The organism is Bacillus sp. SJZ110, assembly GCF_006715455.1.
Lineage (GTDB): Bacteria > Bacillota > Bacilli > Bacillales > Bacillaceae > Bacillus > Bacillus subtilis.
Genome location: NZ_VFNF01000002.1, coordinates 142870 through 167967, shown reverse-complemented (window position 1 = coordinate 167967; position 25098 = coordinate 142870). Strand labels below are relative to the sequence as shown.

General features: G+C 44.8%; 26 protein-coding genes and 1 pseudogene. 13 read left to right on the top strand and 14 right to left on the bottom strand.

Going from position 1 to position 25098, the window contains the following annotated elements; translation table 11 throughout:
* Positions 1-212: 212 nt before the first annotated feature.
* Entirely contained in the window at positions 213-1112 is a 900-nt protein-coding gene (locus tag FB592_RS06380; protein ID WP_041851019.1) for an SDR family oxidoreductase, read from the top strand.
* Positions 1113-1156: 44 nt separating this feature from the next.
* On the opposite strand, the gene comK is transcribed toward FB592_RS06380, so the two are convergent.
* Positions 1157-1735, bottom strand: coding sequence for a competence transcription factor ComK (comK, locus tag FB592_RS06375; protein ID WP_029317573.1), 579 nt, complete (start codon positions 1733-1735; stop codon positions 1157-1159).
* A 292-nt stretch (positions 1736-2027) separates the two neighbouring features.
* On the opposite strand from comK, the gene FB592_RS06370 reads away from it, so the two are divergent.
* On the top strand, positions 2028-2261 hold the full coding sequence (locus FB592_RS06370; RefSeq protein ID WP_003233142.1) for an IDEAL domain-containing protein: 234 nt from the start codon (positions 2028-2030) through the stop codon (positions 2259-2261).
* 27 nt (positions 2262-2288) lie between these two features.
* On the opposite strand, the gene FB592_RS06365 is transcribed toward FB592_RS06370, so the two are convergent.
* Positions 2289-3146, bottom strand: a complete 858-nt coding sequence (locus FB592_RS06365; protein ID WP_021479616.1) for an SDR family oxidoreductase — start codon at positions 3144-3146, stop codon at positions 2289-2291.
* 111 nt (positions 3147-3257) lie between these two features.
* Between FB592_RS06365 and FB592_RS06360 the strand changes: the two genes are divergently transcribed.
* The 7 genes and pseudogenes from FB592_RS06360 (at position 3258) to phoE (ending at position 10108) form a co-directional block, all read left to right on the top strand.
* Positions 3258-4787, top strand: coding sequence for an FAD-dependent oxidoreductase (locus FB592_RS06360; protein ID WP_064671201.1), 1530 nt, complete (start codon positions 3258-3260; stop codon positions 4785-4787).
* 54 nt (positions 4788-4841) lie between these two features.
* A pseudogene (locus tag FB592_RS21285) lies at positions 4842-5468 on the top strand (protoglobin domain-containing protein); the annotation flags it as partial.
* 240 nt (positions 5469-5708) lie between these two features.
* Entirely contained in the window at positions 5709-6224 is a 516-nt protein-coding gene (locus FB592_RS21280; RefSeq protein WP_326255844.1) for a methyl-accepting chemotaxis protein, read from the top strand.
* 134 nt (positions 6225-6358) lie between these two features.
* The gene (locus tag FB592_RS06350) at positions 6359-6919 is read left to right on the top strand and encodes a biotin transporter BioY (RefSeq protein WP_003233151.1); all 561 of its coding nucleotides are present in this window, start codon (positions 6359-6361) and stop codon (positions 6917-6919) included.
* Positions 6920-6925: 6 nt separating this feature from the next.
* On the top strand, positions 6926-8365 hold the full coding sequence (locus tag FB592_RS06345) for an acyl-CoA synthetase (protein ID WP_103803933.1): 1440 nt from the start codon (positions 6926-6928) through the stop codon (positions 8363-8365).
* Positions 8362-9456, top strand: a complete 1095-nt coding sequence (locus FB592_RS06340) for an acetyl-CoA C-acyltransferase (RefSeq protein WP_103803935.1) — start codon at positions 8362-8364, stop codon at positions 9454-9456. Before FB592_RS06345 ends, FB592_RS06340 begins: the two co-directional genes overlap by 4 nt.
* A 70-nt stretch (positions 9457-9526) precedes the next feature.
* Positions 9527-10108, top strand: coding sequence for a phosphatase PhoE (phoE, locus tag FB592_RS06335; RefSeq protein ID WP_103803937.1), 582 nt, complete (start codon positions 9527-9529; stop codon positions 10106-10108).
* A 31-nt stretch (positions 10109-10139) separates the two neighbouring features.
* On the opposite strand, the gene FB592_RS06330 is transcribed toward phoE, so the two are convergent.
* The 3 genes from FB592_RS06330 to FB592_RS06320 form a co-directional block, all read right to left on the bottom strand.
* On the bottom strand, positions 10140-11111 hold the full coding sequence (locus tag FB592_RS06330) for an ABC transporter substrate-binding protein (protein WP_072173854.1): 972 nt from the start codon (positions 11109-11111) through the stop codon (positions 10140-10142).
* 216 nt (positions 11112-11327) lie between these two features.
* Positions 11328-12320 (bottom strand): NADPH:quinone oxidoreductase family protein, encoded by a 993-nt coding sequence (locus FB592_RS06325; RefSeq protein WP_003233163.1) that lies wholly within the window; start codon positions 12318-12320, stop codon positions 11328-11330.
* Between the two features lie 74 nt (positions 12321-12394).
* Entirely contained in the window at positions 12395-12844 is a 450-nt protein-coding gene (locus FB592_RS06320) for a GNAT family N-acetyltransferase (RefSeq protein WP_015252428.1), read from the bottom strand.
* 434 nt (positions 12845-13278) lie between these two features.
* On the opposite strand from FB592_RS06320, the gene aprE reads away from it, so the two are divergent.
* Positions 13279-14424 carry a subtilisin AprE gene (aprE, locus tag FB592_RS06315; protein ID WP_015715621.1) on the top strand — a complete coding sequence of 382 codons (1146 nt, stop codon included), beginning with the start codon at positions 13279-13281 and terminating at the stop codon, positions 14422-14424.
* Between the two features lie 38 nt (positions 14425-14462).
* Here aprE and FB592_RS06310 read toward each other — a convergent pair whose 3' ends face one another.
* A complete protein-coding gene (locus FB592_RS06310) occupies positions 14463-15743 on the bottom strand; it encodes a M48 family metallopeptidase (protein WP_103803941.1) in 1281 nt (426 codons plus the stop codon).
* Positions 15744-15891: 148 nt separating this feature from the next.
* Here FB592_RS06310 and FB592_RS06305 point away from each other — a divergent pair, with 148 nt between their 5' ends.
* Complete coding sequence (locus FB592_RS06305) at positions 15892-16287, top strand: YhfM domain-containing protein (protein ID WP_014479359.1); 396 nt, start codon at positions 15892-15894, stop codon at positions 16285-16287.
* Between the two features lie 38 nt (positions 16288-16325).
* Here the strand turns inward: FB592_RS06305 and lcfB are convergent, their stop codons facing one another.
* The 4 genes from lcfB to FB592_RS06285 all read right to left on the bottom strand — a co-directional run bounded on the left by lcfB (position 16326) and on the right by FB592_RS06285 (position 20436).
* A complete protein-coding gene (lcfB, locus tag FB592_RS06300; protein ID WP_103803943.1) occupies positions 16326-17867 on the bottom strand; it encodes a long-chain-fatty-acid--CoA ligase LcfB in 1542 nt (513 codons plus the stop codon).
* A gap of 117 nt (positions 17868-17984) precedes the next feature.
* The gene (locus tag FB592_RS06295) at positions 17985-18629 is read right to left on the bottom strand and encodes an SDR family oxidoreductase (protein ID WP_103803945.1); all 645 of its coding nucleotides are present in this window, start codon (positions 18627-18629) and stop codon (positions 17985-17987) included.
* Between the two features lie 64 nt (positions 18630-18693).
* Complete coding sequence (lplA, locus tag FB592_RS06290; protein ID WP_014479356.1) at positions 18694-19689, bottom strand: lipoate--protein ligase; 996 nt, start codon at positions 19687-19689, stop codon at positions 18694-18696.
* 12 nt (positions 19690-19701) lie between these two features.
* Positions 19702-20436 (bottom strand): MBL fold metallo-hydrolase, encoded by a 735-nt coding sequence (locus FB592_RS06285; protein ID WP_103803947.1) that lies wholly within the window; start codon positions 20434-20436, stop codon positions 19702-19704.
* A gap of 158 nt (positions 20437-20594) precedes the next feature.
* Here FB592_RS06285 and yhfH point away from each other — a divergent pair, with 158 nt between their 5' ends.
* Positions 20595-20729, top strand: coding sequence for a protein YhfH (yhfH, locus tag FB592_RS06280; protein ID WP_003244802.1), 135 nt, complete (start codon positions 20595-20597; stop codon positions 20727-20729).
* A 270-nt stretch (positions 20730-20999) separates the two neighbouring features.
* Positions 21000-22289, top strand: coding sequence for a glutamate/proton symporter GltT (gene gltT, locus FB592_RS06275; protein ID WP_003245579.1), 1290 nt, complete (start codon positions 21000-21002; stop codon positions 22287-22289).
* A 36-nt stretch (positions 22290-22325) separates the two neighbouring features.
* Here gltT and FB592_RS06270 read toward each other — a convergent pair whose 3' ends face one another.
* The 4 genes from FB592_RS06270 to FB592_RS06255 form a co-directional block, all read right to left on the bottom strand.
* Complete coding sequence (locus FB592_RS06270) at positions 22326-22733, bottom strand: ASCH domain-containing protein (protein ID WP_003233192.1); 408 nt, start codon at positions 22731-22733, stop codon at positions 22326-22328.
* A 12-nt stretch (positions 22734-22745) separates the two neighbouring features.
* Positions 22746-23786, bottom strand: coding sequence for a M42 family metallopeptidase (locus FB592_RS06265; RefSeq protein WP_014479351.1), 1041 nt, complete (start codon positions 23784-23786; stop codon positions 22746-22748).
* A gap of 133 nt (positions 23787-23919) precedes the next feature.
* The gene (locus FB592_RS20925; RefSeq protein ID WP_015715616.1) at positions 23920-24171 is read right to left on the bottom strand and encodes a hypothetical protein; all 252 of its coding nucleotides are present in this window, start codon (positions 24169-24171) and stop codon (positions 23920-23922) included.
* 26 nt (positions 24172-24197) lie between these two features.
* Complete coding sequence (locus FB592_RS06255) at positions 24198-24974, bottom strand: YhfC family intramembrane metalloprotease (RefSeq protein ID WP_072173858.1); 777 nt, start codon at positions 24972-24974, stop codon at positions 24198-24200.
* Positions 24975-25098 lie beyond the last annotated feature (124 nt).

Below are 25098 nucleotides of genomic sequence, written 5' to 3'. Positions count from 1 at the left end.
ATTCACTCCCCCAACACCCAATATTTAGTTGATTTATAGCTCGAATTTATCATAATTCATATAGTCTTATTTGACAAGATAAATATGGAAGAAGTCTTTGTTTTTTCTTGTTTTCTTTTTCCTTCACTATTCAAACTGCCAAAACATGTTTTTCTGCTTATGCTCAGGGGTACACATACGAATGTACACCAAACAGAAAAGGAGCGTTGATGATGTCTGATTCAAATCTTACGAATCCTATAAAAGCATTTTTTCATGATGAATTTCCTGAACAATATCAAGAGCCGCCAGGCCTGCAAAAGAACATGAAGCCTGTCCCTGATTGCGGAGAAAAAAGCTACAAAGGATCAGGTAAACTAACGGGTCGAAAAGCGCTTGTCACGGGCGGCGATTCCGGTATCGGCCGCGCTGCCGCGATTGCTTACGCCAGAGAAGGTGCCGATGTGGCCATTAACTACTTGCCCGAGGAACAGCCAGATGCTGAAGAGGTAAAAGAGCTGATTGAAGCAGAAGGCCGAAAAGCAGTGCTGATCCCCGGAGATTTGAGCGACGAATCCTTTTGCCAAGATCTAGTCAAACAGTCGCATCACAAACTCGGCGGACTTGATGTGCTAGCGCTCGTTGCAGGCAAACAGCAAGCGGTCGAAAACATCGAAGATCTGCCTACTGAACAAATCTATAAAACATTTGAAGTGAACGTCTTTTCCCTTTACTGGGTTGTAAAAGCGGCGCTTCCGTATTTGCCGGAGGGAGCTTCAATTATCACAACTACCTCAGTTGAAGGCTATAATCCAAGCCCGATGCTGTTAGATTACGCAGCAACAAAAAACGCCATTATCGGCTTTACCGTTGGACTGGGAAAACAGCTTGCTTCCAAAGGCATCAGAGTAAATTCAGTTGCGCCCGGACCAATTTGGACACCGCTGCAAATTTCCGGCGGACAGCCGACGGAAAACATCCCGAAATTCGGACAAGGCACGCCGCCAGCTCCATTAAATCGCGCTGGACAGCCAGTGGAATTGGCCGATGTTTATGTATTTCTAGCTTCAGAGAATTCAAGCTATGTGACATCTCAGGTATATGGAATCACCGGAGGAATTCCGACGGCATAGGTTTATGAAAGGAGCTGCCCTGTAGGTCAGCTCCTTTCTATTTTCTAATACCGCTCCCCGAGCTCACGCAAAATAAAATCATAAATCATCTTCGTCCGCTCTTCCTTCGGGTACAGCATAAATTCCTGCCTTTTCGGCACGCGGTGGTCGATTCTGTCTTGGAATTTGGTTCTGAGCCACGCTGTTCGGTATACCTGGTTCTCGAACGAATTATAAGAGATCGGCAGCTCCATCGTTTTCCCATTCGAAAACGTCACTTCCGTATCGTCGAATTCAGTCGCTTTGAATTCTTTTACATGCACATGGGAAATCCAGCCGCATTGGGGTCTTGTCGAAGAAAGTGTAGGGAATAAAAAGATTTGGTTCGAAGGGTCCACCATGATCGGCGGCTTGTGTGAAATTTTTGTCACTTCATAAGTTCCTGCTTTTCTTCCCGCATAGCTTGATCCAAAAAATCGGCAGCTTCTGTCGACAATTTGCAGCGGCTTCATGTTGACATAAAACACGCAATCTTTTTCAATAATTCTGGAACAGATTTTGCCGTCTATTTCTTCTGGCAGCACGGCAATTGTTGCGCCGTTCACTTCATACGATTCTAAAGGTGCGTCTGTTTTCTGACTCATATTATGGCCTCCATCCTTTTTCTGCAAAATTTATACTAATAATCTATCATCTGTTTTTGTAAAACGACAGGTTTTTTTAACATTTAAGATAAAATCATCTTTTAATGATATTTACTGGTACTAAATGACTAGTAATAAACCGATTTTACTTTCATAAGATTTGCCGGTTTACGGCATTTTGCAGGATATGTCGATAGATTGCCAAGTATTAGTTGTCTAAAAATTATAAAAATTTATTGATTTTTTCGACCGTTATCCATATACTATAAAAAAGGCATTGGGGGGATTCTTTATGAAAGAGAAAAAATCGTACACTGAGCTCATGAAGTCCCGCAACACGCAAAAAACAAAAGAATTCGATGTCACAATGACGGATATTTACATTCAAATGGTGCTCGATGAATCCTTGTATAACCGTCGGCTTGCCATGCTGACGGACCAAATTAACAAAGCCTTGGACGAAAAAGATAAAGATGCGTTTCTTACGCTCTCTAAAGAATATGCAGCGCTCAAGCAGAGCGAATAAGCCAATCCTTCAAGGATTGGCTTTTTATTATCCGTTCACAATTGTTCCGCCATTGACGTGAATCGTCTGCCCTGTGACGTATGTGGAATCGTCGCTGGCAAGGTATAGATAGCTTGGCGCCACTTCGACCGGCTGTCCCGGGCGTTCCATCGGCACGTCTGAACCAAACACTTCCACGTCTTTTGCGGCAAAGCTGGCCGGGATAAGCGGTGTCCAAATGGGACCCGGTGCCACTGCATTGACCCGTATGCCCTGCTGAACAAGCGACTGGGAAAGGGACCTTGTAAACGTAACGATCGCGCCTTTTGTCGCTGAATAATCGATCAGCGTTTTATTGCCTTTATAGGCGGTAATTGAAGCGGTATTAATAATAGAGCTCCCTTTTTTTAAATGAGGCAGCACTGCCTTTGTTAAGTAAAACATGGAAAAAATGTTTGTTTGGAAGGTTCTCATCAGCTGGTGGCTGGTGATTTTTTCAATGCTTGGCTGGACATGCTGCTCAGCTGCATTGTTAACCAATATATCAATGGATGGAAACACTTGGCTTGCCTGCCCGACCACATCATTGCAAAACGCTTCATCCCCGACATCTCCTGCAATCAGCAGGCATTTTACCCCTTCCTTTTCTACATACTGCTTTGTTTCCTCGGCGTCCTGATGTTCATTCAAATACACAATGACCACATTAGCCCCTTCTTTTGCGAATAACACCGAGACAGCGCGTCCAATCCCGCTGTCTCCTCCAGTAATAATAGCGGTTTTGCCCTCTAATTTTTTCGCTTTCTTCGGCTTATCAAAAACCGGACGCGGGTCCATCAGATATTCAAAACCAGGCTGCTGGTTCTGGTGCTGAGGCGGTAATGTTTTCTTTTTTTGATTCGCCAATGAAATCACTCCTTTTCAACCTTATTATGTTATGAACAATGCCTGCTTCCTATGTATGAAAAGATAGAATATGGAAAAATTAAGAATAAATCTGATTGGAGGTATAACGGCTTGGCTAATCAACATTTTGCAAAGGAAGCACCTGAAACATACTGGAAAACATCAACTGACCTGCCTTCTTTTCCTGCGCTTCAAGAGGACACTGAATGTGACGTCACCATTATCGGAGGCGGGATTACGGGAATCACAACGGCATATGAACTTACGAAGAGAGGCTTCCGTGTCGTTTTGATTGAAGCAAATCAGGTTCTTAACGGAACCACTGCGCATACAACTGCTAAAGTTACCGCACAGCATGACATGATATACGACGAATTTATCCGCCATTTCGGATTAAACCATGCGAGGCTTTATTATGAAGCAAACCAAAACGCAATTGATTACATAAAAGGCATTGTGGATGAACATCAAATTGATTGTGAATGGATCGAGCAAGACGCATATCTTTATACGGCAAATGAAAAAAATGTTCAAAAAATCCGCACCGAGCATGAGGCATACACAAAGCTGGGAATTGAAAGAGACCTTATCAAGGATCTTCCAATTCCCTTAGGTTCTAAGCTGGCGCTTGTCATGAAGAATCAAGCTCAATTTCATCCGCTTCAATACTTAAAAGCGCTTCTGGAGCAAATTGTTCAAAAAGGCGGCCGAATTTATGAAGAGACCGTTGCGCTTGATATCAAAAAAGGCGAAAGGCCCGAAGTGGTAACAAAAAGCCGGCACGCCATTAAGAGCCGCTTTATCATATGCTGTTCCCACTTCCCTTTTTATGACGGAGGCGGATTATATGCTGCGAGAATGTACTCCGACAGATCTTATGTCCTTGCCATCAAGCCGAAGATCGAGTATCCCGAGGGCATGTATTTGAGTATCGATCAGCCGTCAGTGGCGCTCCGCTATACGGTTGTAAACGGTGAAAAGCTGATTCTCTTCAGCGGAGTAAGCCATAAAACAGGCCAGGGAAAAGCCATGTCTACACATTATGAAACACTGAGACAACTGGCCGAAAGCTCCATCGGCATCGAAAGCATTCCATATTATTGGTCCACACAAGATCTAGTGACGATCGACAAAATCCCGTTTATCGGGCCGATGTCGGAAAATGAGGACAATATTCTAGTAGCGACCGGGTTCAAAAAATGGGGCATGACGTCCTCAGCAGTCGCAGCCACTCTATTGTCAGACCTTGTAGAGAAAAAAGACAATCCATACGAAAGCATTTTCACTCCGTCCCGTTTCCATCTGAATCCCGGGTTGCAGAAAGTGATTTCCTACAATGCCGATGTCGCCAAGCATTTGATTAAAGGAAAGCTTGAAAAGCCTGATGTCCAATTTGAAGACATTTCGCCAGGAGAAGGGAAAGCCGTCACCATAAACGGCAGGCGAGCGGGAGCATTTCGGGATGAGACAGGCTGCCTCCATCTCGTTGATACGACTTGTACCCATTTAGGCTGCGAGGTCGAGTGGAACGACAGTGAGCATACGTGGGATTGTCCGTGCCACGGGTCACGCTTTAAGCCATCTGGCGAAGTTGTAGAGGGTCCGGCCATTAAACCATTAAAACAAATAGATCTCGATTAAACCGTTCATTTTAATGAACGGTTTTTCAAATATTTTTCATCTGCAGCTTCATTCATGTTTCCCTTGGCCGATAAAAAAGAAAAAGGCTTAAAAAGCCAAAAAGTAAAAATTATATTTTTCCCAAGGGGGATCATTGTATTGTTATTTAAAAAAGACAGAAAACAAGAAACAGCTTACTTTTCAGATTCAAACGGACAGCAAAAAAACCGCATTCAGCTCACAAACAAACATGCAGATGTCAAAAAACAGCTCAAAATGGTCAGGTTGGGAGATGCTGAGCTTTACGTGTTAGAGCAGCTTCAGCCACTCATTCAAGAAAATATCGTAAATATCGTTGATGCGTTTTATAAAAACCTTGACCATGAAAGCTCATTGATGGATATCATTAATGATCACAGCTCAGTTGACCGCTTAAAACAAACGTTAAAACAACATATTCAGGAAATGTTTGCAGGCGTTATCGATGATGAATTCATTGAAAAGCGTAACCGAATCGCCTCCATCCATTTAAGAATCGGCCTTTTGCCAAAATGGTATATGGGTGCGTTTCAAGAGCTTCTTTTGTCAATGATTGACATTTATGAAGCGTCCATTTCAAATCAGCAAGAACTGCTAAAAGCCATTAAAGCAACAACAAAAATCTTGAACTTAGAACAGCAGCTTGTCCTTGAAGCGTTTCAAAGCGAGTACAACCAAACCCGTGATGAACAAGAAGAAAAGAAAAACCTTCTTCATCAGAAAATTCAAGAAACCTCTGGATCGATTGCCAATCTGTTTTCAGAAACAAGCAGATCAGTTCAAGAGCTTGTGGACAAATCTGAAGGCATTTCTCAAGCATCCAAAGCCGGCACTGTAACATCCAGCACTGTTGAAGAAAAGTCGATCGGCGGAAAAAAAGAGCTAGAAGTCCAGCAAAAACAGATGAACAAAATTGACACAAGCCTTGTCCAAATCGAAAAAGAAATGGTCAAGCTGGATGAAATCGCGCAGCAAATTGAAAAAATCTTCGGCATCGTCACAGGCATAGCTGAACAAACAAACCTTCTCTCGCTCAATGCATCTATTGAATCCGCCCGCGCCGGAGAACACGGCAAAGGCTTTGCTGTCGTGGCAAATGAAGTGCGGAAGCTTTCTGAGGATACGAAAAAAACCGTCTCTACTGTTTCTGAGCTTGTGAACAATACGAATACACAAATCAACATTGTATCCAAGCATATCAAAGACGTGAATGAGCTAGTCAGCGAAAGTAAAGAAAAAATGACGCAAATTAACCGCTTATTCGATGAAATCGTCCACAGCATGAAAATCAGCAAAGAGCAATCAGGCAAAATCGACGTCGATCTGCAAGCATTTCTTGGAGGACTTCAGGAAGTCAGCCGCGCCGTTTCCCATGTGGCCGCTTCCGTTGATTCGCTTGTCATCCTGACAGAAGAATAACCATCAAAAACCGGTCTGCGATACGGCCGGTTTTTTTGCGTTCATTATGTAAACTTAAATTAAAAATCAGTTGACATAATAATTACCTGCATTTATTGTATAACCATATTTGATTACTGTTTGGAGGATTTCACATGCTGAAATTAATCGACATGATGCATATTGCTATTTTCACCGCGCTGATGGCAGTGCTCGGCTTTATGCCCCCTCTCTTCTTATCCTTTACACCTGTTCCGATTACATTGCAAACGCTTGGTGTCATGTTGGCAGGCAGCATCCTCAGGCCAAAGTCTGCTTTCTTAAGCCAGCTTGTCTTTTTGCTGCTCGTCGCCTTCGGAGCGCCGCTGTTGCCCGGCGGACGAGGCGGTTTTGGTGTGTTTTTCGGACCGAGCGCAGGCTTTTTGATTGCTTATCCCCTCGCTTCATGGCTGATCAGTTTAGCCGCTAACAGGCTGCGGAAGGTGACAGTATTGCGTCTCTTTTTCACTCATATCGTATTCGGCATCATCTTTATTTATCTGCTTGGTATACCGGTACAAGCTTTTATCATGCATATTGATTTGTCACAGGCCGCCTTCATGAGCCTTGCATATGTGCCTGGTGATTTGATAAAAGCGGCTGTATCTGCATTTCTGGCGATAAAAATCACTCAAGCCTTGTCTCTTTCTGATACGATGTTTACAAAAGGAGGATGACACTACATGACAATTACTCATACCTATTCATCTACTGCCGAAACATCGCCCGGCCGTGTAGCGATCCAGACTGAATCGGAGCAAATCACGTACCATGATTGGGATCGGCTTGTCTCTCAAACCGCAAATTGGCTGCGGTCACAGCCGAGCATGCCGAATCGTGTGGCGATCCTGCTCCCAAATAGTCTGGCGTTTTTACAGCTGTTTGCCGGAGCCGCAGCGGCTGGATGCACAGCCATTCCCATCGACACACGCTGGAGCCCGGCTGAATGTAAGGAGCGGCTGTCCATAAGCAATGCGGATCTTGTGGTTACTTTAGCCTTTTTTAAAAACAAACTGACAGATAGCCAGATACCTGTTGTTTTGCTGGATAACTGTATGGCAGATATTTCTGAAGCAACCGCTGATCCCTTGCCTACCATTGATCCGGAGCACCCTTTTTATATGGGATTTACGTCGGGCTCGACAGGAAAACCGAAGGCCTTTACGCGATCTCACCGCTCATGGATAGAGAGCTTTACCTGTACAGAAACAGATTTTTCGATTTCATCAAATGACACAGTATTGATTCCCGGGACGTTAATGTCCTCTCACTTCTTATACGGGGCAGTCAGCACTTTGTTTCTTGGAGGAACCGTTTGTTTGCTGAAAAAGTTTTCTCCTGCCAAAGCGAAGGAATGGCTGTGCCGTGAATCCATCAGCGTTCTCTATACCGTACCGACGATGACAGACGCCCTCGCAAGGATTGAGGGTTTTCCCGACAGTCCCGTCAAAATCATTTCATCCGGCGCAGACTGGCCGGCAGAATCCAAGGAGAAGCTTGCCGCTGCATGGCCTCATCTCAAGCTGTACGATTTTTACGGCACATCAGAGCTTAGTTTTGTGACGTTTTCTTCACCGGAAGACAGCAAACGGAAGCCTCATTCAGCGGGCCGCCCTTTTCATAATGTCCGGATCGAAATCCGCAACGCTGGAGGAGAACGCTGCCAGCCAGGGGAAATCGGAAAAATATTTGTCAAAAGCCCGATGCGTTTTTCCGGCTATGTTAACGGCAACACACCAGATGAATGGATAACAGTGGATGATATGGGCTATGTTGATGAGGATGGCTTTCTATACATATCAGGAAGAGAAAACGGGATGATCGTGTACGGAGGATTAAATATTTTCCCAGAAGAAATTGAACGTGTGCTTCTCGCCTGCCCAGAGGTTGAAAACGTGGCTGTCGTTGGCATTCCCGACGAGTATTGGGGAGAAATCGCTGTAGCTGTCATTCTTGGAAACGCTAATGCCAGAAAGCTGAAAGCCTGGTGTAAACAGAAATTAGCCTCCTACAAAATCCCGAAAAAATGGGTGTTTGCAGACAGCTTGCCGGAAACGAGCAGCGGAAAAATTGCCCGTTCCAGCGTGAAAAAATGGCTGGAAGAGGGTGTACAGTATAATTGAATGCGGTTATTGTTGATGCAAAACGAACGATCTTTGGAAATCAAAACGGACTGCTGAAGCCCTTCCTGCCGGAGGATTTGGCGGCTCCCATCATCCGCTGTCTCAGCCGAAAGCTAGAGGATCAAATTGACGAGGTTATTCTCGGAAATGCTACCGGCAGAGGCGGCAACCTCGCCAGACTGTCAGCCCTTCAAGCCGGACTGCCTTTATCGGTTCCCGGAATGACAATTGACAGACAGTGCGGCTCCGGCCTTGAAGCTGTGCGTTATGCCTGCAGCCTTATTCAAGCGGGAGCCGGCACGGTGTATATCGCGGGCGGCTCAGAAAGCAGCAGCCAATCCCCTTTTTCAGAACGGGCCCGCTTTTCTCCAGATGCCATCGGCGATCCCGACATGGGCATCGCAGCAGAATATACGGCAGCACGCTATTCCATCAGCAGAAACATGCAGGATGAGTACGCGCTTCTCAGCCATCAACGCAGCAGGAACGCGCATGATGGAGGATTTTACCGTGAAGAAGTTGTTGCTCTCGGGGAATTGGAGACGGACGAAGCATTTTTGAAAACGCGGCCAATAGAAGCGATTATTCCCCGTGCAAAGCCGGTTTTCGACACCAGCTCCGGAACAGTCACAGCAGCCAACAGCAGTGGCATAGCAGACGGAGCAGCGGCTCTTTTGGTAATGGAAGAAGAAAAAGCGGCAGCCCTGGGACTTAAGCCTGTTCTCCGGTTTATCGGCAGCGCTGTCAGCGGGATTCACCCCAACTATCCGCCCGCGGCACCGGTTGATGCGATCCGTAATCTCTTACATACACACGATGTAACACCTGAGGATATCGGTTTATTTGAAATCAATGAAGCCTTTGCCGTCAAAATTTGTGTCTGCTCGCAAGAACTCGGCATTCCCTTTTCAAAAATCAATGTGCGCGGCGGCGCATTAGCTCTTGGCCATCCGTACGGTGCATCAGGTGCAGCTCTGGTAACCAGATTGTTTTATGAAGCGAAAAGACGGACAGACTGTCAATATGTGGTTGCAGCCATCGGAAGCGGCGGCGGAATCGGACTGGCTTTATTATTTGAAGTTCTTGCATAGGCTTTTTCATAGGACACACGCTTTCGATTTAGTATAATAGCGATATGAATAAAGTCAGGAAGGGGATTTTATGACAGCCGTTTGTTTAGTAAGACATGGAGAAACCGATTGGAACCTGCAGCAAAAATGCCAAGGCAAAACCGATATCCCGCTAAACGCAACAGGTGAACGCCAAGCAAGAGAAACCGGAGAATATGTAAAGGACTTTTCTTGGGATATTATTGTGACGAGCCCGCTGAAAAGAGCGAAAAGAACCGCGGAAATTATTAATGAATATCTGCATCTTCCGATAGTCGAGATGGATGATTTTAAGGAACGCGATTACGGCGACGCGGAGGGCATGCCGCTGGAGGAACGGACAAAGCGCTATCCAGATAACATCTATCCGAATATGGAAACCTTAGAAGAACTCACTGACAGGCTGATGGGCGGTTTGGCAAAAGTGAACCAGGCGTATCCAAACAAGAAGGTGCTGATCGTGGCGCACGGTGCGGCAATTCACGCCCTGCTGACAGAAATATCCGGCGGTGACCCGGAGCTTCAAAGCACCCGTCTCGTCAACGCCTGCCTCAGCAACATTGAATTTGCAGAAGAAAAATGGCGGATAAAAGACTATAATATCAACAGCCACTTATCCCGCTTTATCAAATAAGAAAAAGACAGGCGTTTGCCTGTCTTTTCTTTTATTTCTTAGCAGCCGGCATCTCTTTTTGAAGCTCGTCCAAAATGGCATTCGCCCCGTCTACACTACGGCGCAGAGACCACACCGCACGGTCCATGTGGTATACATGCCCGTTTTTCACTGCCTTCAGTTTTTTCCAAAGGACATTCTTTTCGATCGGGCGTTTACCGTCGGCGTCGAGGTCATCTGTTTTTCCTGTCATCAGGATGATCACATCCGGATCTGTTTTCAGCAGCTGCTCCAGTGTCATTTTCATATTCACAGAGTCGCCGCCATTGCTTGAATCGCTATTGCCTGACGTACTGATTGCATATCGGTAGCCGACCTGTGTTAAAAGTCTCGATGTAAAGAAGTTTTCATCCCTGGCCATAATGGTATCATTTGTATTTCCGATCAAAAGCACGGACTGGCTGTTCGCGCTGATTTTCTGCTTTGTCTCGCTAAGCTTTTCTTCATGCGCCGTCAGCTTTTTCTCCATTTCCTTCTCCTTGCCGACTGCTTTTGCAATTGTAAGCGAAGCGTCAATTGTATCCTGATAATCAGCATTTAAATTATTAAGTGCAATCGTCGGCGCTATTTTTTTCAGCTGATCGTACACCTTCTTATGCCGGGTCGTGTCAGCAATAATTAAATCGGGTTTTAATGAAGCGATTTTTTCCATGCTTGGCTGTGAGCGAGTGCCGACAGATGTGTAGCCGTCAATTTTCTTCAGCACATCCTTGTTGATCAGCTGCTTCGCTTTGTTATCATCGGCAACCCCGACAGGCGTAATGCCGAGATCAAGCAGTGTATCAATAAAACCAAGCTCAAGAACAACAACCCGCTCCGGATGCTCAGGTACATTTGTCTTCCCTAAATCATGTGTTACCGCCACTTTATGGTCTTTACTGTTTTGATTGCCGCTTGAAGACGAGCAAGCAGCCGTTAAGACAGAAAGAAGTAAAACTGTAAGAATAATCAGTGTTTTTTTCATATGTTCCAGTCTCTCCTGTTGGTAGTTTCTATGGTTAAGATGTCCAAGAGTAGTATAACACGGAATGAGAATCATTATCACCAATTATTTTTTAAATGAGAAGAGAAAGTTCGGCTTACAGGAAAATCTTGTTTCACGACACAGCAGTTCAGCAGCTGAACATCCTGTCCACAAAAAAGCTTGCAGAAAAATAACATTCTCTGCAAGCTGATCCTGTTAAAGCTTCACAATCACTCTTCCTTGAATGCGATTTTGCAAAATATCTTTTAACGCACCCGGCGTTTCTTCCAATGATACTTCCCTGTCCACGATGGTCAGCAACTGATCAGGCTTGAGATCAGAAGACATGCGCTCCCAAACAGCGGCTCTGACGTCCATCGGACAGTATACTGAATCGATTCCGAGCAGGCTTACTCCGCGAAGAATAAAAGGATACACCGTTGCCGGAACTTCTCCTCCGCCGGTTAAGCCGCTCACTGCGACAGATCCGCCGTATTGAATTTTGCTTAAAAGCGAGGCAAGCTGTTTTCCGCCGACTGGATCAACCGCTCCCTGCCATTGCTGCTTGGACAGCGCCTTAAGCGTTCCGTCATAGACATCTTCCCTGCTGATTACTTCGCTTGCACCAAGCTGTTTCAAATAATCAGCCGCCTCCCGATTTCCGGTACTTGCCACCACATCATAGCCCCGCTTGTTCAGCATCGATACCGCAATTCCGCCGACACCGCCAGTTGCTCCTGTGACTAGCACGCTGCCTTTTTCCGGAGACAGACCGTTCTGTTCAAGCCGATGCACTGATAACGCCGCAGTAAATCCCGCCGTTCCGTACACCATCGCTTCTTTTAACGAAAGATTCTGTGGCAAAGGCACCAGCCAGTCACCAGGCACCGAAGCGTATTCACTTAATCCGCCATCACGGGAGACACCGAGCTCATAGCTTGTCGCGATCACCTCATCCCCCTCCGCAAAACGCGGATCATTGGAAGAGACGACCGTACCCGCAGCATCAATGCCTAAAATAAGCGGATACTCTCTGACGATATTGCCTCCTGCTTTTCCGGCCAGACCATCTTTGTAATTGATGCCGGAATAAGCAACTTTAATCAGGACACCATCCTTCGGCAAATCCTCTGTTGATATGGTTTTCACATGGACTGAAACATCATCGGCATTTTTTTCTGCCTGCAATGCTTGAAATAACGTTGACATTCGGCACACTCCTTTTCATTTATATCGTAACCGAAGAACGTTCAAAAAACCAAATCATCATCAAGCCGCCATTTTCACTTCGCCGGCACATTGAGACAATAATGGACAAATCCGGTATCCTCTTCATAGCCGTTTTGCTCATACAAGCTTCTTGCCTTCCGGTTGTGGTGCTCAGTCTGAAGTGTTAAACATTTTGCCCCGTTTTCCTCTGCATAATCCTTTGCGGCAGAAAGCAGCCGGCCGCCGGCTCCCTTTGTACGCGCATGAGGAACGACAAATAAGTCATTTAATATGTAGATCCTTTTCATTGACACAGAAGAAAACGTTGGATAGAGCTGGGTAAAGCCTATGAATTCTCCATTTTCTTCTGCTATCAAAATAACAGACTCGTGATTTTCCAAACGAGCTTTCAAAAAAGCCTCTGCCCCTTGCAAATCGGATGCCTGTCTATAAAATTCCCGATATTGGTTAAACAACGGCGCAATGGCGGCCGCATCTGATGTCTTTGCTTGGCGAATGTTCATCTTATTTCTTCCTCCCTCTCAATAATTTTTTCATTCTATCCCTTTTCTGTAAAGTTTATTTTTCAGAATACTTTTATCATCATGCTTTGAAAAAATATCACGATAATATCCATTGTTCTCACGGAAGCACACGCAGGTCATTTGAACGAATTTTTTCGACAGAAATTTGCCGGGACTCAGGAGCATTTAACCTAAAAAAGCATGACATTTCAGCATAATGAACATTTACTCATGTCTATTTTCGTTCTTTTCTGTATGAAAATAGTTATTTCGAGTCTCTACGGAAATAGCGAGAGATGATATACCTAAATAGAGATAAAATCATCTCAAAAAAATGGGTCTACTAAAATATTATTCCATCTATTACAATAAATTCACAGAATAGTCTTTTAAGTAAGTCTACTCTGAATTTTTTTAAAAGGAGAGGGTAAAGAGTGAGAAGCAAAAAATTGTGGATCAGCTTGTTGTTTGCGTTAACGTTAATCTTTACGATGGCGTTCAGCAACATGTCTGCGCAGGCTGCCGGAAAAAGCAGTACAGAAAAGAAATACATTGTCGGATTTAAACAGACAATGAGTGCCATGAGTTCCGCCAAGAAAAAGGATGTTATTTCTGAAAAAGGCGGAAAGGTTCAAAAGCAATTTAAGTATGTTAACGCGGCCGCAGCAACATTGGATGAAAAAGCTGTAAAAGAATTGAAAAAAGATCCGAGCGTTGCATATGTGGAAGAAGATCATATTGCACATGAATATGCGCAATCTGTTCCTTATGGCATTTCTCAAATTAAAGCGCCGGCTCTTCACTCTCAAGGCTACACAGGCTCTAACGTAAAAGTAGCTGTTATCGACAGCGGAATTGACTCTTCTCATCCTGACTTAAACGTCAGAGGCGGAGCAAGCTTCGTACCTTCTGAAACAAACCCATACCAGGACGGCAGTTCTCACGGTACGCATGTAGCCGGTACGATTGCCGCTCTTAATAACTCAATCGGTGTTCTGGGCGTAGCGCCAAGCGCATCATTATATGCAGTAAAAGTGCTTGATTCAACAGGAAGCGGCCAATATAGCTGGATTATTAACGGCATTGAATGGGCCATTTCCAACAATATGGATGTTATTAACATGAGCCTTGGCGGACCTTCTGGTTCTACAGCGCTGAAAACAGTCGTTGATAAAGCCGTTTCCAGCGGTATCGTCGTTGCTGCCGCTGCCGGAAACGAAGGTTCGTCCGGAAGCTCAAGCACAGTCGGCTACCCTGCAAAATATCCTTCCACTATTGCGGTAGGTGCGGTAAACAGCAGCAACCAAAGAGCTTCATTCTCAAGCGCAGGTTCTGAGCTTGATGTGATGGCTCCTGGCGTATCCATCCAAAGCACACTTCCTGGTGGCACTTACGGTGCTTACAACGGAACATCCATGGCGACTCCTCACGTTGCCGGAGCAGCAGCGTTAATTCTTTCTAAGCACCCGACTTGGACAAACGCGCAAGTCCGTGATCGTTTAGAAAGCACTGCAACATATCTTGGAAACTCTTTCTACTATGGAAAAGGGTTAATCAACGTACAAGCAGCTGCACAATAATAGTAAAAAGAAGCAGGTTCCTCCATACCTGCTTCTTTTTATTTGTCAGCATCCTGATGTTCCGGCGCATTCTCTTCTTTCTCCGCATGTTGAATCCGTTCCATGATCGAAGGATGGCTGCCTCTGAAAATCTTCACAAGCACCGGAGGATCAACCTGGCTCAGCCCCGTCACGGCCAAATCCTGAAACGTTTTAACAGCGGCTTCTCTGTTCTCTGTCAACTCGATCCCATACTGGTCAGCCTTATTCTCCTGATAACGCGAGACAGCATTAGAAAAAGGCGTCACCGCAAAGCTCAAAACAGAAAACAAAAGCAATAACAGCGGAAGTGCCGCAAGATCATGCCGCCCTTCTATATGAAACATGCTGCGGGTTAGGCGAACCGTCCGCTTGTAAAGCTTATCAATGACATAAAATCCGGCGAGCGACACGAGCAAATAACCAGCCAGACCGATGTAAACGTGCTTCATGACATAATGGCCCATTTCGTGGCCCATAATAAACAGAATTTCTGAATCGTCAAGTTTGTTCAGTGTCGTATCCCACAATACAATCCGTTTATTGGCCCCAATTCCTGTAACATAGGCATTCAGCGCATTTGTTTTTTCCGACATGTTCACTTCATATACATGATCAGCCGGAATATTGGCTTCTTCTGCCAGCTCTAAAATTTTGCTTTCAAGCTCTTTATTTTTCAGCGGATAAAATTCATTGTATAAAGGATCGATAATGACCGGCTGAATAAAAAACAGAAAAAGCGAAAACGGCACTGTTAACAGCCAGGCGTATAACCACCATTGTTTTTCATGCCTTTTGATCAGCCAATAAAAAACGAGAACGCAAAGCGCAAAGATTGGGAAACTGATCCAAAAGCTGATAACCTGATCCTTAGCCCAGCTGGCCGTAGTCTGTGTGGAAATGTTATAGTCAAGCGATACTTGATAGCCTATCCAATCTAAAGGCAGCGTCACCAATGTTGTAATCAGCGAAAGCACAAACACAAAACCAACGATCTGCAAAAACCGAAAAGGCACGGCCGCTTCCATCCATTTCTTGATTTTCTTTGAAACACCGCTGACCAGCAGAACAAAAAACAGAAACCAATCAAGTGGCACCCCGATAAAAAATAAAAAATTCTTGACATTCGAATACTGCTCGGCCACTGCCAGCTCAGACGGCTTCATGAAAGAAGCCGGATCAGCCTGCGTCCCTTTCACGGCTTCCGGTATTGCGGAATCACCCGACAAGAAAAAATACCAATAAAAAAACAGCCCGTACAGAACGTAAGCAAGTCCTGCTGCCGCGATCCACTTGCGCATAACGCCTCACTCCTCACATCAACCCGTTACTTCTATTGTAATCATAAATTCAAATTCTTAGAACCAAGCTGTGTTCCGCACTTTTCCACCCTTTTAAGCATGGAAAGCCCGATCGCTGGGAAAACTAACAATGTTTGGAGTGATGCAAATGAAAAAAATAGTGGCAGCCATCGTGGTAATCGGTCTTGTGTTTATAGCATTTTTTTATCTTTACAGCCGATCAGGGGATGTGTATCAATCGGTAGACGCGGATTTGATCACACTGTCTTCAAGCGGCCAGGAAGATATCGAGATTGAAAAAAGACAGCACGTCAAAGATATGCTGGATATTATGAATCAGGGAAAACAGGTGAAGACAGAAAAAACATCAGCCCCTGATTACGAAGGGACAATCAAGTTTCATAAAGACCGGTATGACTCATTCAGACTATGGATTGACGGCAGCCAGCAAGCCGTTTTTTCGAAGGATGGCACATACTACAAATTGAGCAAAAATGATACAAAGGCGCTGCTAAATATTATTAAAAAAGAAGCAAAGGATTGAAAATGAAAAAGCGAAGCTAACCGCTTCGCTTTTTCATTTTATTGGGGCAAAATATCTCTCAGTGCCCGTCTGAGCATTTTCCCCGTCGCATTTTTCGGAATATCGTCAAGAAACGTAATGGCGGCAGGCCGCTTGTATTTTGCCAGATACTTTTCGCAGTGCTGCATGATGTCCTCCTCTGTTACCCCAGAGCGTTTCGGCACCACATATCCCTTTACCGCTTCCCCGCTTTGGGGGTCCGGCACGCCGATGACAACCGCCTCCTTGACGTCCGGATGGCTGTACAGCACCTCCTCCACCTCCCGCGGATACACATTGTATCCTCCTACAATGATCATGTCTTTTTTCCGGTCAACAATGTAAAAATAGCCGTCCTCATCCCGTCTTGCCAAGTCCCCCGTATAAAGCCACCCGTCTTTTAATGCATGCTCTGTTTCCATCGGCATTTTATAATAGCCCTTCATCACATTGGGGCCTTTCACGATCAATTCACCGACCTGGTGAGCGGGCAGCTCGCGTCCGAGCGGATCTACGACCTTGTTTTCGACATGTAAGATACTTGTCCCGATGGAGCCCGGCTTTCTGCCCCTGTCAAACGGGTTAAAGCACGTGACGGGTGATGCTTCCGAGAGCCCGTAGCCTTCCAAAATGGTAACACCGAATTTTTCTTCAAACGCCGTCAGCAACGCGACTGGCATGGCCGCGCCTCCCGAAATGCACAGCCGGATCGAAGAAAAATCATCTTTCTTTCCGTTTTCATGCTGAAACAAGTAGTTATACATTGTAGGCACACCGGCAAAAATGGTCGCCTGCTGCTGCTTAACAAGCTTAAAAACAGATGCCGGACTGAATTGAGGCTCAATCAAGACAGTTGCGCCGCTCATCAGCGGTGCATTCATGCAGACGGTTAAACAAAACACGTGAAACATGGGAAGAGCGCAGACCACATTGTCCCTCTCATCCATTCCCAAATAGCCTGCGACATCGTTGGCATTGCTGTACAAATTCTGATGTGTCAGCATCGCGCCTTTCGGTTTTCCAGTCGTTCCTGACGTATATAAAATAACCGCGGTATCATCAGGTACAGGTTCTTGGTTTTGTTTAGCGGCAGATGTCGGGCGCAATTTTTTTGCAAACGTTGTCATTTTCATCCTGACCTCTGGGTCCGCAGCTTCCGGCTCCTCCTCCCTCGTCTGGCATAAAATGACGAGCTCAACCTTTGGCAGCGAATCATGCATGCTCTCATAAAGCGGCAAAAGCTGGCTAACGCCCACAATCGCCTTTACATCGCCATTTGTCAGCATATAACCAATTTCTGTCGGCGTGTACAACGGATTGATGGGAACAACCACGATCCCAGCTTTTAAAGCGCCAAAAAACGCGATGATAAAATCAGGCGAATTGCCAAGCAGCAAAGCTAGATGGTCCCCTTTCTCCATACCGGCTTCCTGAAGGCCGTCCGCAAATCGCTGAATATGTTCATTCAGCTCTTGATACGTCATCAAGTGATCTTTAAACCTGCATGCGATGCTGTCGGGCTTCTCAGATGCTGTTTCTTCCAATTTTGAAACAAGATTCATTCTCCCACCCCTTAAAGTGAATGAATAGTCATTCATTATTGAAGCCTAGCTTTCTCCTCCATTATAGAGAAACAGAAAAAAACACTCAAGAGCAAAAAGCCCTGAGTGTCAGTACTGTCATAGTTTCTTCAATGCTTCGGCAATCGGTATATCTCCTTCGGTCAGATCAAAGGCCCGATTTTCCGTATTCTTCTCATCTAAAGAGGCAATGACCGTTTTTGCAACGTCATCACGGGAAATAAATCCCCGCTCCAGATTCTTAGCTGCTGAAACAGTTCCCATTCCAGGCTCATTGCGAAGGCCTCCCGGACGGATAATCGTATAGGTTAAACCGCTCGCTTCCAGAATTTTATCAGCATAATGCTTGGCCACATAATAAGGCTTGAGTGCCTCATTCCAATTTTCACGGTGATGGGCTTGCAGGGCGCTGACCATAATAAACCGTTTGATTCCGGCAATGGCCGCAGCTTCAATGGCTTTTGCCGCTCCATCAAGATCCACCAGCAGTGTTTTATCATAGCCTGTACTGCCGCCGGAACCAGCTGTGAAAATGATCGCGTCACAACCTTTTGCCGCAGCGGCGATTTCTTCCGGGCTGCCCTCCAGATTCGCAAGCACAGCTTCTGCACCGGCAGCTTCAAGAGACGCTTTCTGTTCTTCTTTTCTGACCATCGCTCTGATGGAATGATCAGGATTATCTTGGAATAAAGAGACGAGTCTTTGCCCGATTTGTCCGTTCGCTCCGATTAAAAACACTTTCATGTGAATCCCTCCTGCCTCCATTATTTCAAAAACACAACCGCTCTTTCAAACGATGTGTTTTGCCTTAATAAATCAGATCAAGGAAATCCTCTTTCGTAATGTTCCCAAAGTAATGCTTGAGATTCACACCTTCGAGCACATCAGCGATGACGCTGCGTTCGTATTGTTTTCCGACCAGCAGGTTTTCAATTTCAGATACATCACCGACACCGAAGAAATCTCCGAAGATTTTGCAGTCCTCGATTTTGCCTTTCTTGACTTCCAGGCGCAAATCGATCGATCCAACCGGATAACGCTTCGAATGATTAAGGTTAAATTTTGGTGAGCGGCCGTAGTTCCAATCCCAATTCTGATAGCGCTCTTTCGAAATTTGATGAATGGTCTCCCAATCTTTTTCCGTCAGCTTATACTCCGGCACGTTTCCAATGTCGTTTGTGTTAAAAATATGGCGAAGCAAATGGCTGCGGAATTCTTCGGTGGTCATTTTATCATCGAGAAACTCACTGATGTTTGCCACTCGGCTTCTGATCGATTTGATGCCTTTTGATTCAATTTTATCCTTTTTCACCTTTAATGCTGATACAACATGATCAATGGCTGAATCAAACATGAGGGTGCCGTGGCTGAAAATACGGCCTTTCGTTGCAAACTGAGCGTTTCCGGATATTTTCCGGCCATCCACTACAATGTCGTTCCGGCCGCTTAATTCAGCTTCAACCCCAAGCTGATGTAACGCCTGAATCACCGGCTCAGTGAATTTTTTAAAGTTATGAAAGCTGTCCCCGTCATCCTTGGTAATAAAGCTGAAGTTCAAGTTCCCCAGATCATGGTACACAGCGCCCCCGCCTGATAAACGGCGGACGACGATAATCCCGTTTTCCTCAACATATTTTGTATTGATTTCTTCTATTGTATTTTGGTTTTTCCCAATGATAATAGACGGTTGATTCACATAAAAGAGCAAATATTGCTGTTCAGGGTCTAAATGCTTTACACAGTACTCCTCAATAGCAAGATTGATCCGCGGATCATTGATATTTTGATTGTCTATAAATAACATGGTGCTCCTCCTTTATCCTTCCCACACAAAACCTGATTTCGCAATATTCACTTCTCCGTTAAAAACGGTTTTCGCTTCTTTGCGAAGGTTGTCATGCACGCCAAAATGCGGCAAATGGGTCAGCAGCAGTTCTCCCGCTCCCGCTTCTTTTGCAATGCGCCCGGCTTCCAGGCTGTTCATATGGCCTGCACTTGTTCCGTCTTGATCGGCATAAAAATTGCATTCTGAGATCAATAAATCAGCATCTTTCGAAAACGGTATAAATGAATCCTGATAGCTGGAATCAGCAGTATAAACGACAGTGTGGCTGCCGTCAGTAATCCGCATGGCATAGCACGTCACCGGGTGAATCGTTTTTAAAAAGGTGATCGTAAACGGACCGGCAGTCAACGGCTGATCCGGCTGATAGGCGATCCCTTTCGTATGTGTTTTATATGTAAGCTTTTGAAACTGTTCTATATCAGCATCATGTCCGTAAATCGGAAGCGTATGATCTCCTTTGCCGAGAAACGAACCGACTTGCTTGGCAAATTGCAGCGGCCCGATATCAGCGATATGGTCATGGTGATAATGAGACAGAACGACCGCATCCAGCTTTTCCGCCGGCACATATCCGAACAGCTTAGACAAAACGGCACTGCCGCAATCAACAAGCAGAGAGTAATCACCTGACTGAAACAAATAGCCTGACGTCGCTTCATTTGCGGCCGGAAAACCGCCATAGCATCCGATAACTGTAACTTTCATAATGTCCTCCTATCTTTTCAAAAAAAATTGATCCTCCTTCAATATACCCATTTTTCTTGAAAAAAGCATGTTTTAAACATTGTATCAAAACAGTTATTGATTTTTGCGCTCTGTTATATTACAATGAAATCACTACAAAGGGGAAAGAGGGATTGGTTATGCTGGGGAAAATCACAGAATTTTTTAGAAACCTGCCTTCGAAAAAGTGTGCGGAATGCGGAAAAAAGATAGAAGAGCAGCATGAGTGTTATGGTAATATCTGCAATGACTGTATAAAAGTAAACGATTTGTAATGAGCGAAAATCCCGCGCCTTACGCGTGGGATTTTCTTATTTTTTCACATATCTCTTAATTTTGAAATAATAGTCAGGTTAGGTCAAAGCTCACCTGTTTTTAGATAATTCTGGTGATTATCATAATGTCATTGAATATTCTTTATTTTCGAAATATAATTTACTATAGACGAATTGATTTCTTATCTATTATAATTTGATCTAATAGTGAGATTAAATATATGTCTATTCATGATATATGTTGATACTTTGTTTTTTGGGAGGTAATCTATGAAAAGAATTAAGTTTGGATTAGCCACACAAATATTCGTTGGACTTATTCTAGGTGTCATTGTTGGCGTCATTTGGTATGGCAACCCAGCATTGCCTACTTACCTGCAGCCAATCGGGGATCTCTTTTTACGCTTAATCAAAATGATAGTGATTCCTATTGTTGTCTCCAGCTTAATCATCGGTGTAGCCGGTGCAGGAAATGGAAAGCAAGTCGGTAAATTAGGCTTCAGAACGATTCTGTACTTCGAGATCATCACGACTTTTGCCATTATTCTCGGACTAGCCCTTGCAAACATCTTCCATCCGGGTACAGGAGTTAATATACACGAAGCTCAAAAATCGGACATCAGTCAATATGTTGAAACTGAAAAAGAACAAAGTAATAAATCAGTGGCGGAAACGTTCCTCCATATTGTGCCGACAAACTTCTTCCAGTCATTGGTCGAAGGGGATCTTCTAGCCATCATCTGCTTTACAGTACTATTTGCATTGGGTATTTCCGCGATCGGTGAAAGAGGCAAGCCTGTATTAGCCTTTTTTGAAGGTGTATCCCATGCCATGTTCCACGTTGTAAACCTTGTGATGAAAGTGGCGCCATTCGGCGTTTTCGCTCTTATCGGAGTGACTGTGTCTAAATTCGGACTCGGTTCTCTTATCTCTCTCGGAAAGCTCGTCGGATTGGTTTATGTCGCGCTTGCTTTCTTCTTAATTGTTATTTTCGGGATTGTCGCAAAAATTGCTGGCATCAGCATCTTCAAGTTCCTTGCTTACATGAAGGACGAAATCTTACTGGCGTTCAGTACGTCCAGCTCTGAAACGGTTCTTCCGCGCATCATGGAAAAAATGGAGAAAATCGGATGTCCAAAAGGCATTGTTTCATTTGTCATTCCGATCGGTTACACGTTTAACTTAGACGGTTCCGTTCTCTATCAATCTATTGCCGCACTCTTTTTAGCACAGGTATATGGCATTGATTTGACGATTTGGCACCAAATTACGCTTGTGCTCGTCTTAATGGTGACATCCAAAGGGATGGCTGCCGTACCTGGTACTTCTTTTGTTGTCTTGCTTGCAACGCTTGGCACCATCGGCGTTCCGGCTGAAGGACTTGCCTTTATTGCCGGCGTAGACCGCATCATGGATATGGCACGTACAGTTGTCAACCTGACTGGTAACGCGCTTGCTGCCGTTGTGATGTCTAAATGGGAAGGCATGTTTAATCCTGCGAAAGCAGAAACTGTTATGTCCCAATCGAAAACAGAACAAAACGCAACCATTTCTGGTTAATGAAAAGCCTGCGGGGTTCTTGCCCCGCAGGCTTTTTTAATCTTTAACAAGCACAAACAGTTCTGTAATCAAAACAGTATCCTCATTCAGCTCCAGTTCACCGCTTTTGATCAGTTCCGCCCATGCCATCCGATGATCCTCTTGAAACTCCTCAATTCGGTCTCCATTGCCCTCTCCTTTGACTAACCTCATATCAGGCGCACCAAAGGTGGTTTCAAAGACATCTGTCACTTTTATATTGCATCTTGGATTGTCATGTTTATCATAAACGGTAACAAGCTGACCCGCTGTTTGATAAACGTCCCTCAATTCATCTTTTGAATACAATGATTTCGGCGCGCACGTGGCGGTTTTTTCTCCGGCAAGGATCTGCTGAATCAGCTGTTCTCCCAACCCGTCATCACCTTCCCAGCCGAATGTGCTTTTCAGCTTATAAATCTTCATTGGTCCTCCCCCTTATACCATTGGTGACTGTACATAGTAATACAGAAGCTTAGCGGTATGGCGAAGAGATGATTTATGGGTGCGTTCAAATGCATGGGAAGCGTCAATTCCCGGCCCTATGAGGCCATGCACAATATCATGCCCGGATTTGATCGCTGCTGATGCATCAGACCCGTAGTACGGATATATATCAAGCTTATAGTCAATATGATGCTTCTCGGCTAATTGAACTAAATGCTTTCTGAGCTGATAATGATACGGCCCGCTCGCATCCTTCACACAGATTGATACTGAATATTCATCTGTCGCCTGCCCGTCACCGATAGCGCCCATATCAACCGCCAAATATTCAACTGTTTCAGGAGGAATATTCGAATTCCCGCCGTAACCGATTTCTTCATTATTGGAAATAAGAAAATGGGTTGTATACGGCAGCTCAATGTCTTCTGTTTGAATTTCATGAATTAAGCGGAGCAATAAGGCGACGCTTGCTTTGTCATCCAAATGGCGCGATTTAATAAATCCGCTTGATGTGATCTCGACACGTGGATCAAACGACACAAAGTCTCCGACGCCAATGCCAAGCTCCTCCGTATCTTTCCGGCAGTGAACAGGTTCATCTAGGCGGATCTCCATATTCTCTTGATTCCGCTCAGCCTTTCCCGCGTCTTTGTATACGTGCACAGACGTTTGATGCATTAAAATTGTGCCTGTGTACGTTTTTCCTGAGGCGGTTTCAATTTGGCAATACTCCCCCTCAATCGAGTTGTAGCGGAACCCGCCGATTAAATCGATTTTCAGCCGGCCGTCCGCTTTAATTTCCTTTACCATAGCGCCGAGGGTGTCAACGTGCGCAGTCAGCATGCGATGCCGGGATGTGTCGCGTCCTGGAAGCGTTGCAATTAAGCCGCCCTTGTGGTTCCGAACCGTTTCTACCTTCCATTCTTTTAAAAGGCTTTCAATATAATTGATCACCTCATATGTATTTCCTGTCGGGCTTGGGATCGATACCAGTTCTTTAATGAGCTCCATCGTTTTACGTACAGACGTCATAGGGCATTCCTCCTTTTATTTTCTACTTAAAATATACTCTTTTCCCGAGGGACCCGTCCAATCTTTTCCTATCAATCTCTCATATGCTGTAGAGAGCATGGGAAGAGGAGGGATTTCTATGTGCTGTCGTCATTCACATGAACAGAAATGTCGTTGTCACGATTGGTTCGATGATTTTTGGTTCTTTGACGAGTGGTTCGATAAAGATTTCCACGACCATTGCAAGAAAAAGAAAGAATGCCATGACCCTTGCGAGAAGAAGAAAAAGAAACACCATTGTTTCTCTTGTAAAAAACACAGACATTCTTGCTGTCATTGTAAAGACTGAATCAGAAATATTCTGATGACCCATGCTTAATGAATATTTCCATTCACATTTTTCCAAGCGGGCATTGCTGCTGCTTGGACCTTTTATTGAAACACCCTTTTTGCTTTTACAATCCAATAAACTGATAAAGCCGCTATAAGAGCAATAATGATTTCAACAGCTGCAGCATGCTCTATGATTCCTCTCTGATATAAAACCGCCGGTACATTAAACAGTGCATGTAAAAGAATAGAATACAACAAAAACAGCGGCCGGCGGCTTTTAACCGCGTACAAAACAAGCAGAGACAGCCCAATTTGGACGGCAATGGCACTGATTCTTTCTATTCCGCCCAGCATCCATTCATACGAAGGAGTATGCAGCAGCTGCTCCTGTATCGGCAAAAGCGCCTGTTTGACGTCGCCATTGACCAAAAGCTGTTCAAACGTCCCGCTATTGATTGCAAATGCGTATACAATAAGTGAGATAGAGGACAAGCCTGTAATCAGGATGGCTTCAAGCCCGCCATGGCCTGCCCCGAAAGCCAGACCATCCGCCCAGGTATGATGGCGCTTCATAAAAAATCGCATCATCATATACCTTCCGCACTCCTCAAAAATTCCGGCCATCAAGCAGCCGTAAATGCCATACCATAATGGATGTTGCATCGCTTCTTTCGTCATTTCATTCACTTGCAGTACATAAACATGAACGCCGCCTTCCAGCAGCTGAGCGAAGACAAAAAACGTGAGAGCGCCAATAAAAAACACTTTAAGCGAGGCGCCATACTTTCGCTTAAACCATACAATCAGCCCGATTGGCAACAGAAACGCAATAGCCCCGGATAATGCCAAAAAGACTACTGCTTCTTGACTGACCATTTTTCAGCCTCCTTTTTCTTTTTCATAGATTCCCTATTCTACACTTCTCTTTTTTTGTAAAAAAACCTTCTTTTTAGTACCAGATACTAATATCTAGTGTTATAATCTGACCATAAGGAGTGAT